We start from the raw sequence: 7,449 nt of genomic DNA on the forward strand, positions 1-7,449 counted from the left end.
CTTAATATCGATAACTGCCTTCCACCTCGTCGCGGCTCAGTACGCCATAGATGCGGGGCAGCCCCGGTACGTTCTGGCTGATGACATAGGCCATCTCCTTGCCACTGTCGTGCAGGTGCTGCCGCGCTTCTTCCATGGTGGCGCGCATATCGATGGCTACCAGCGTGCGACGTTCGCCGGGCAGTTCCATCAGATCGAACTGCCCGGCATCGGGGGATTGCTTGCGGGCATAGGCCAGATCGACGCCCGCCAGCGCCACCTGCGGTGGCTCCTCTTCCTGGATCAACACCCAGACCGGCTCATCCTGCAGGGCGCGATCCACCTGCTCGGCCTCGACCTGCCGGGGCAGGACGACGATCCGGCGGTTCATGGCGCTGGCCACGCCCACCCGCCGTAATGTCCGGGCCACCGGATCGCTGCGATAGTCCAGGCCACGGTCCCGCAGCAGGGTATGAAACAGGGATTCGCGCCGGAAAAGCCGTCCGCTGACGATGGTCGAGGTTACTACCGCCAGCATGCCCGGCAGGATAAAGTTCGGCTCCCCGGTCAGCTCCAGAATCGCGATCAATCCGGCCATGGGCGCCTGCAGGGTGGCGGCCATCATGGCGCCCATGCCGATCATCGCGTACAGGCCGACACTTCCGGCTTCGATGAAGCCGAGCTGGATGCCGACGGCGCCCAGCAGGCCGCCGGCGGCCGCGCCGATAAAGAAAGTCGGGCCGATGAGCCCGCCGGGCAGCCCCAGGCCAATCCCTCCGGTGGTGGCCAGCACTTTTACGATTAGCACCACGAGTAACAGTTGCAGGGCGGTCTCGCCGCTCAGGATGGCGTTGACCGTGTCATCGCCGATGCCCATCACCTCGGGGACGAATAGCCCGCAGATGCCGACCAGCAGGCCGGCCAGTACCGGTCGTGACCAGTCGGGCAGGCGCTGGCTGCGCAGAACGACCTGCTGAAACAGGGCATTGAAGCCGGCGGCGAGCAGGCCAATCAGAATCCCGCATACTAATATATAAGGCAGCTGTGTCACGCTGCTCAGGTGCAGCTCGGGCACGGAAAAGGCGTAGGTGTCGCCGAATACGAGCTGGCTGATGGCCGTGGCGCTGACCGTGGCCAGAATCACCGGGGCAAAACCGGCGACGGTGTATTCGAGCATCAGCACTTCCATGGCGAATACCGCCCCGGCCAGCGGGGTATTGAAGGAGGCGGCAATCCCGGCGGCGGTGCCGCAGGCGGTCAGCACCCGCAGACTGTTATGTGGCAGGCCCAGCGCCTGGGCCGGCAGATTGCTGCTGGCCGCCCCCAGGTGGGCGCTGGGTCCCTCGCGGCCGACCGAATGCCCGGCGATCATCGAAATCGCGCCGCCGAAAAACTGTACTACCGCGTTGATCCACGGCAGGCGGCCCTGATGATAGGCCAGGCGTTCGATGACATGCAGCACGCCCACGGTCTGCGCCGGGCCGGGCACCAGGCGAAACAACATTCCGACCAGCAGCCCGCCCGCCAGGGCGATCCCCAGTCGCCAGTGCCAGGGCAGGGACTCGAAATCCCCGGCCTGCGCCATCGGATACAGGGTGGTCTGGGCCCCGTCGACCAGCAGGCGCAGGGCGATGACCGTCAACGCCGCCAGGATGCCGGCGATCAGCCCGAGCAGGGAGAGGGGTAACACCGCATCCGCCCGGGCCAGCTGGATTCGGAATCGCTCCAGCCATTCGCTCATTTTCGAGGGGATCATGGGGTGTCTCGGTCAGTGGCAAAGGGCCAGCGTTGCCCGGGCGGGCGCCAGCTCAGGAAGCCGGCGGCTCGCCATGCTGCGCAGTGAGATAGGCATCGACCTCGGCCATGACATGATCCATCGAACCGCTGACCAGATGCCGGCCCTCGCCGTCGTGGGCACAATAGGCATCCTGTTCGCGATCCCGGCTGAGGGTGAGGATCAGATACTCGTCCGCCCCGCCGGCGAACAGTTGAAAAATATCGTCATCATCATTGTCTTTGGCCCAGTGCCAGCGCGTTGCCCGCCCGTGGGCGACTTCGTGACCGGCAAAGCTTTCCACGCGTTCGCGATCGTGCTTGCCGAAAAAGTTGTCGGGTAATTCAATAATCTCCGCCATCAGTGTCTCCCGTTGTCGTTGTTCATCAAACCGGCAGGGCCTGCCACGCTATCCCCGGGCGACGCCCGGTAGCTCAGTCTTGCATCCCTGACAGCGGCTATCAAGCCGAGGCAAATGACTGAATTCTGAAAGCGGGCTCTGGCGCCCGCGCGGCGAGTGACTTTTTGAGCGACAAAGCGTTACCCGGACTCATCCCCTGGGGCTCTGGCCTGTTGATTCAATAGGACGGGCTCAGTCCATACTCCAGCGCCAGTCGTTGATTTCCGGTTTGTCGATGCCATATTCATAGGCATAGTTGCGGCAATCGATCTGCAGGTCACGCATTTTTTCCTTTACGTGTGCGCCGCTGACCAGCAGGCCGGGGACCCGGTTGATGACGTCGATAGTCAGGCTGAAGCGGTCGATTTCGTTTTCAATGGCGAGATCCATCGGGGTATTGATATTGCCTTTTTCCTTGTAACCGCGCACATGCAGGTTGTGGTGATTGGTGCGTCGGTAAGTGAGTCGGTGAATCAGCCAGGGATAACCGTGGAAGTTAAAAATGATTGGCTTGTCGCGCGTGAACAGGCTGTCAAAGTCACGATCCGACAGTCCATGCGGATGTTCGCTCTCTCCTGACAGGGTATACAGATCCACCACGTTGATAAAACGGATCTTCAGCAATGGAAAATGTTCGCGCAGCAGTTGCACGGCCGCCAGCGCCTCCTTGGTAGGGATGTCGCCGCAAGCGGCCATCACCACATCGGGCTCGCTGCCCTGGTCATTACTGGCCCAGTCCCAGATACCGAGTCCTTTGGTGCAGTGACGAACGGCGGTATCCATATCCAGATATTGCAGATGTTGTTGTTTGTCAGCAACGATTACATTGATGTCATTACGGCTGCGCAGGCAGTGATCGGCGACGCTTAACAGGCAGTTGACATCCGGCGGCAGATAGATGCGCGTCACCGATGGGCTTTTGTTGACGACCAGATCGAGGAAACCGGGATCCTGATGGGTAAAACCGTTGTGGTCCTGCCGCCAGACCGTGGAGGTGATCAACAGATTGAGGGAGGAGATCGGTGCGCGCCAGGGGATATCCTCGGCGATATCCAGCCATTTGGCGTGCTGGTTGAACATCGAGTCAATAACATGCACGAAGGCTTCATAAGTGGAAAAGAAACCGTGCCGGCCGGTCAACAGATAGCCTTCCAGCCAGCCTTCCAGGGTATGTTCCGAAAGCAGTTCCATGACCCGACCGTCGGGCGACAGGTCACCGCCGTCGTCATCCTGCGGCAGGGTCCCGGCCAGCCAGGTCTTGCCGCTGGCTTCATAGACGGCTTGTAGTTTGTTGGAGCTGGTCTCGTCTGGCCCGAACACGCGGAAGTTACGCGGGTTGGCCCGCAGGATGTCGCGCAGCATTTGTCCCAGCGGGAAGGTGTTGCCGGCCAGGGTGGCGCCGGGGCGTTTAACCTCGACAGCGTAGTCGCGAAAATTCGGCAGGCGCAGGTCCCGGCGCAGTACGCCGCCGTTGGCATGCGGGTTGGCGCTCATGCGGCGGATGCCGCTCGGGGCCAGTGCCCTGAGTTCCGGAATCAGGGTGCCCTGTTCGTCGAACAGTTCCTCGGGCTTGTAACTGCGCAACCAGGTTTCCAGCTGTTTGCGTTGTTTGGCATCGTCGCGAGCCCGGGGCAGCGGGACCTGGTGGGCGCGCCAGCTGCCTTCGACCTGGTGACCATCGACTTCTTTCGGTCCGGTCCAGCCCTTGGGGCTGCGCAGGACGATCATCGGCCAGCGCGGGCGCTGCGGCCGGTTGTTGTCCCGCGCCTCGGCCTGGATTTGACGAATCTCCCGAATGCAGTTTTCCAGGGTGGCGGCCATCTGTTGGTGCATCTGTTGCGGATCATCGCCTTCGACAAAATAAGGCGTCCAGCCGTAGCCCGTGAGCAACGCTTCCAGCTCAGCGTGGTCGATACGTGCCAGCACCGTGGGGTTGTTGATCTTGTAGCCGTTGAGATGCAACACCGGCAGTACGGCACCGTCACGTATCGGGTTGAGGAACTTGTTGGCATGCCAGGCGGTGGCCAGCGGGCCGGTTTCGGCCTCGCCGTCGCCGATCATCACTGTTACCAGCAGATCGGGGTTATCGAAGGCGGCGCCAAACGCGTGTGACAGGCTGTAACCCAGCTCGCCGCCTTCGTGGATCGAGCCGGGGGTTTCCGGCGTGCAGTGGCTGCCGATACCGCCGGGGAAGGAAAAGGCCCGAAAAAAGCGTTGCATGCCATCTTCGTCTTCGGCCTTGTTCGGATAGATCTCGGAGTACGTCCCCTCCAGATAGACCGGCCCGAGTACCCCTGGTGCGCCGTGACCCGGTCCGGCGAGAAAGATGGCGTTCAGATCGTATCGGTTGATCAGTCGGTTGAGATGGGTATAAACAAAACTCAATCCCGGGCTGGAACCCCAGTGCCCCAGCAGCCGTGCCTTGATGTGTTCGGGTTTGAGGGGCTCACGTAACAACGGGTTATCGCGCAGATAGATCATGCCGGCGGCCAGATAGTTACAGGCACGCCACCAGGCGTGCAGCTGTTCCAGCTCCCGCTGGCTCAAGGGATCGTTAATGGTGTTCGTGTCCATGAGTTCCTCCTGGAACAAGATTGGATGTTGCTTACTATGCCGTTGTGGCTACAGCATGCTTGATCAGTATCGCCGATAGGCGGGTTTGCCTGACTGCGGGCGTTTGTGCGTCAACCTGCCGGGTCAGGCGTCCAGTAGCTGCCAGGCCTGTTCCGCCATCAGCCGCGCTTCATCGACCGGTAATACCCAGGCGGCGATCCGGCTGTCGGCACGGCTTATCCGTGCAGCTTCGCCAAGGATCGCCTGGTTGGCATCGGGGTCCAGATCAATCCCCGCCCAGCCCAGGTAGCCCAGAATGCGCGCCCGGATCAGAGGCGCGTGCTCGCCCACCCCGCCGCCGAACACAATCCCGTCCGCGCCACCCAGTACGGCCAGATAGGCCCCGATGTATTTGGCCGCCCGGTAGCAGTAAAGATCGACGGCCTGTTGTGCCCGGGGTTCCGTCGAATCCAGCAGATCACGCATATCGGCGCCCAGGCCAGAAACGCCGAGCAGGCCGCTGTGCCGGTTGAGCATGTTATCGAGCTGTTCCGGCGTCAGTCCCTGCTGCTGTTGCAAATAAAGAAGCAGGCCGGGATCGAGATCACCGCTGCGGGTCGCCATCACCAGCCCCTCCAGCGGGGAAAACCCCATCGAGGTGTCGAGCGGCTTGCCATCGCGAATGGCGCTGATGGAACAACCGGCACCCAGCTGCAGAGTGATGAGGCGTGTTTTCGATCGCCCCGATTCGTGTTGAAGCCAGGCCTGCCACATGGCCTGATGCGCCAGACCATGGAAACCGTAGCGACGCGGTTCATGATCGCAATTCAGATCAGACGGCAAGGCATAGCGGATGGCTCGCTCGGGCATCGAATGGAAAAAGCCGGTATCAAACACCGCCACATGCGCTGTCTGTGGCGTCAGTAGTTGACGCGCGGTTCGGATCAGCGCCAGTGCCTGCGGGTTGTGCAGTGGCGCGAGTGGCGCCAGTTCTTCGATACGCGACTCGACCCCGGTATCGATGCGACAGGCGCCGCTGAAATAACTTCCGCCATGCACGACCCGATGGACCACGCCACGCACCTGCTGCAAGTTGTGATCGTCAATGAATCGCTGCAGCAGCTCGTCGTACGACCCGGTTCCCGTCTCATGCCGGGTGGCGGCGAGCCGTTGTAACTCCCCGTCCTCGCGCACATACGCCGCCAGGCGCAGTGAGGAACTGCCGCTGTTGATAGTGAGAAACATATGATTGACTGTAGCAGGCCTGAAAGTATTCTGTATGACTGCGATGATATAAAACAGCATGCGGCCGCATTAAACAGGGTAGGAATGTTAAAAGGCGGATGTTCGGTGCGTGTTATCCGAAATGTTATTTGTTCGGGAACCCCCGTTTAATTCAGTATCCAGGTATTATGGAATGTCCCATTCAGGCTCGGGCAGGCGGGGCAAGAACCTGCCCTGCTTATAAACAGGTGGGGCGACAAAACAACTCCTGTCATTATTCACGGTCCGTATCTCTGATAAACTCCCTGTTACCGATAAAAATGCCAATACCTGGAGATGTCACAATGTTTATTGTCGCCAATCGCGTGCCCGTCGCCGCCGGCTGGGAAGAGACCTTCGAGGAACGTTTTCGCCAACGGGCCGGGCAGATCGACTTGCAGCCGGGCTTTGTGCGCATGGAGGTCCTGAGGCCACAGAGTGACGATGCGCCCTATGTGGTGCTGACTACCTGGCGGGATAAAGCGTCGTTCGAGGCCTGGGTGGGCAGCGAGGATTTCAAACTGGCCCACAGTAATCCCATGCCGAAGGAGGCGTTCGACGGCGAGGGCAAGCTGGAAATGCACGAGGTGGTCGTGGCAAGCGAGCAATCCGGTTAACAGCCGAAAGCCGGATCAGGCATGACGCGGGAAAAATCAAAGCTATAATCAATCTATGTCTGTTTATCTGCCACTATTCAAAGCCCTGAACGAAGCAGACGTGCAATATGTTGTCGTTGGCGGGCTTGCAACAGTACTGCATGGCTATGCCAGATTGACTGCTGACATCGATCTGGTCATTAATCTTGATCAAAAGGAATCAGAAAAGGCTCTCAAGGTCTTGCTGTCAATTGGTCTGAAGTCCCGGCTACCGGTCGATCCAATGCAGTTTGCGGATGAGACAATCCGTGAATCCTGGATAAACGAAAAAAATATGATGGTATTTTCGTTCTACCATCCTGATAACCCGATGATGGCGGTCGACATATTTGTACGTGAACCCTTTCCGTTTCAGGGTATGAAGGAGCGGGCTGTGCTGATGGATATCGGTGGGGAAAGCGTACCGGTGTGTGCGATAAACGATCTCATCGCTATGAAATCGAATACCGGCAGAGCCAAAGATGAAGAAGATATTAAATATCTACAGGGCTTGTTAGACAACAATGAACAGTGAAGCGAAATTCGACAAACTGACCGCAGACGAAGAAGCGCATCTGCGATTGTGGGCCAGCGCAACCCCCGCCCAGCGTCTGGCCTGGCTGGAGGAGGCACAGCGAATCGCGTATCAGTCTGGCGCGTTGCAAGAAAGCCAGAACAAAGCTCGCGAGTAATTTGTTATGTGATTTTACCGCGAAATATCAGGCATAAGCCCTGAACACGATGCCCGTTCACTTGAACGATTGATGATAGCGGTTAAACTTGGACAGCCAACTCAGAACTCAGAACTCAGAACTCAGAACTCAGAACTCAGAACTCAGAACTCA

General features: G+C 59.4%; 7 protein-coding genes. 3 read left to right on the forward strand and 4 right to left on the reverse strand.

The window, feature by feature from the left end; translation table 11 throughout:
• Position 1 precedes the first annotated feature (1 nt).
• From RI563_RS11685 to RI563_RS11700, 4 genes are all read right to left on the reverse strand, one after another.
• The gene (locus RI563_RS11685; protein WP_310694561.1) at positions 2–1,735 is read right to left on the reverse strand and encodes a chloride channel protein; all 1,734 of its coding nucleotides are present in this window, start codon (positions 1,733–1,735) and stop codon (positions 2–4) included.
• 52 nt (positions 1,736–1,787) lie between these two features.
• Complete coding sequence (locus tag RI563_RS11690) at positions 1,788–2,114, reverse strand: hypothetical protein (RefSeq protein WP_310694562.1); 327 nt, start codon at positions 2,112–2,114, stop codon at positions 1,788–1,790.
• Positions 2,115–2,345: 231 nt separating this feature from the next.
• Positions 2,346–4,727, reverse strand: a complete 2,382-nt coding sequence (locus RI563_RS11695; protein WP_310694563.1) for a phosphoketolase family protein — start codon at positions 4,725–4,727, stop codon at positions 2,346–2,348.
• A 123-nt stretch (positions 4,728–4,850) separates the two neighbouring features.
• Complete coding sequence (locus tag RI563_RS11700) at positions 4,851–5,951, reverse strand: acetate/propionate family kinase (protein WP_310694564.1); 1,101 nt, start codon at positions 5,949–5,951, stop codon at positions 4,851–4,853.
• Positions 5,952–6,274: 323 nt separating this feature from the next.
• Between RI563_RS11700 and RI563_RS11705 the strand changes: the two genes are divergently transcribed.
• From RI563_RS11705 to RI563_RS11715, 3 genes are read left to right on the forward strand one after another with little or no spacing between them, the layout of a single operon-like run.
• A complete protein-coding gene (locus RI563_RS11705) occupies positions 6,275–6,586 on the forward strand; it encodes an antibiotic biosynthesis monooxygenase (RefSeq protein ID WP_310694565.1) in 312 nt (103 codons plus the stop codon).
• A gap of 55 nt (positions 6,587–6,641) precedes the next feature.
• A complete protein-coding gene (locus RI563_RS11710) occupies positions 6,642–7,139 on the forward strand; it encodes a nucleotidyl transferase AbiEii/AbiGii toxin family protein (RefSeq protein ID WP_310694566.1) in 498 nt (165 codons plus the stop codon).
• Positions 7,129–7,296 carry a hypothetical protein gene (locus RI563_RS11715; RefSeq protein ID WP_310694567.1) on the forward strand — a complete coding sequence of 56 codons (168 nt, stop codon included), beginning with the start codon at positions 7,129–7,131 and terminating at the stop codon, positions 7,294–7,296. The genes RI563_RS11710 and RI563_RS11715 overlap by 11 nt, the downstream gene beginning before the upstream one ends.
• Positions 7,297–7,449 lie beyond the last annotated feature (153 nt).

The sequence above is a fragment of the Thiohalophilus sp. genome, assembly GCF_031581315.1.
Taxonomy (GTDB): domain Bacteria; phylum Pseudomonadota; class Gammaproteobacteria; order UBA6429; family Thiohalophilaceae; genus Thiohalophilus.

Coding starts and splice junctions, on each gene's coding strand:
- RI563_RS11685 (WP_310694561.1), bottom strand. CDS start 1,735: ATGATCCCCTCGAAAATGAGCGAATGGCTGGAGCGATTCCGAATCCAG.
- RI563_RS11690 (WP_310694562.1), bottom strand. CDS start 2,114: ATGGCGGAGATTATTGAATTACCCGACAACTTTTTCGGCAAGCACGAT.
- RI563_RS11695 (WP_310694563.1), bottom strand. CDS start 4,727: ATGGACACGAACACCATTAACGATCCCTTGAGCCAGCGGGAGCTGGAA.
- RI563_RS11700 (WP_310694564.1), bottom strand. CDS start 5,951: ATGTTTCTCACTATCAACAGCGGCAGTTCCTCACTGCGCCTGGCGGCG.
- RI563_RS11705 (WP_310694565.1), top strand. CDS start 6,275: ATGTTTATTGTCGCCAATCGCGTGCCCGTCGCCGCCGGCTGGGAAGAG.
- RI563_RS11710 (WP_310694566.1), top strand. CDS start 6,642: ATGTCTGTTTATCTGCCACTATTCAAAGCCCTGAACGAAGCAGACGTG.
- RI563_RS11715 (WP_310694567.1), top strand. CDS start 7,129: ATGAACAGTGAAGCGAAATTCGACAAACTGACCGCAGACGAAGAAGCG.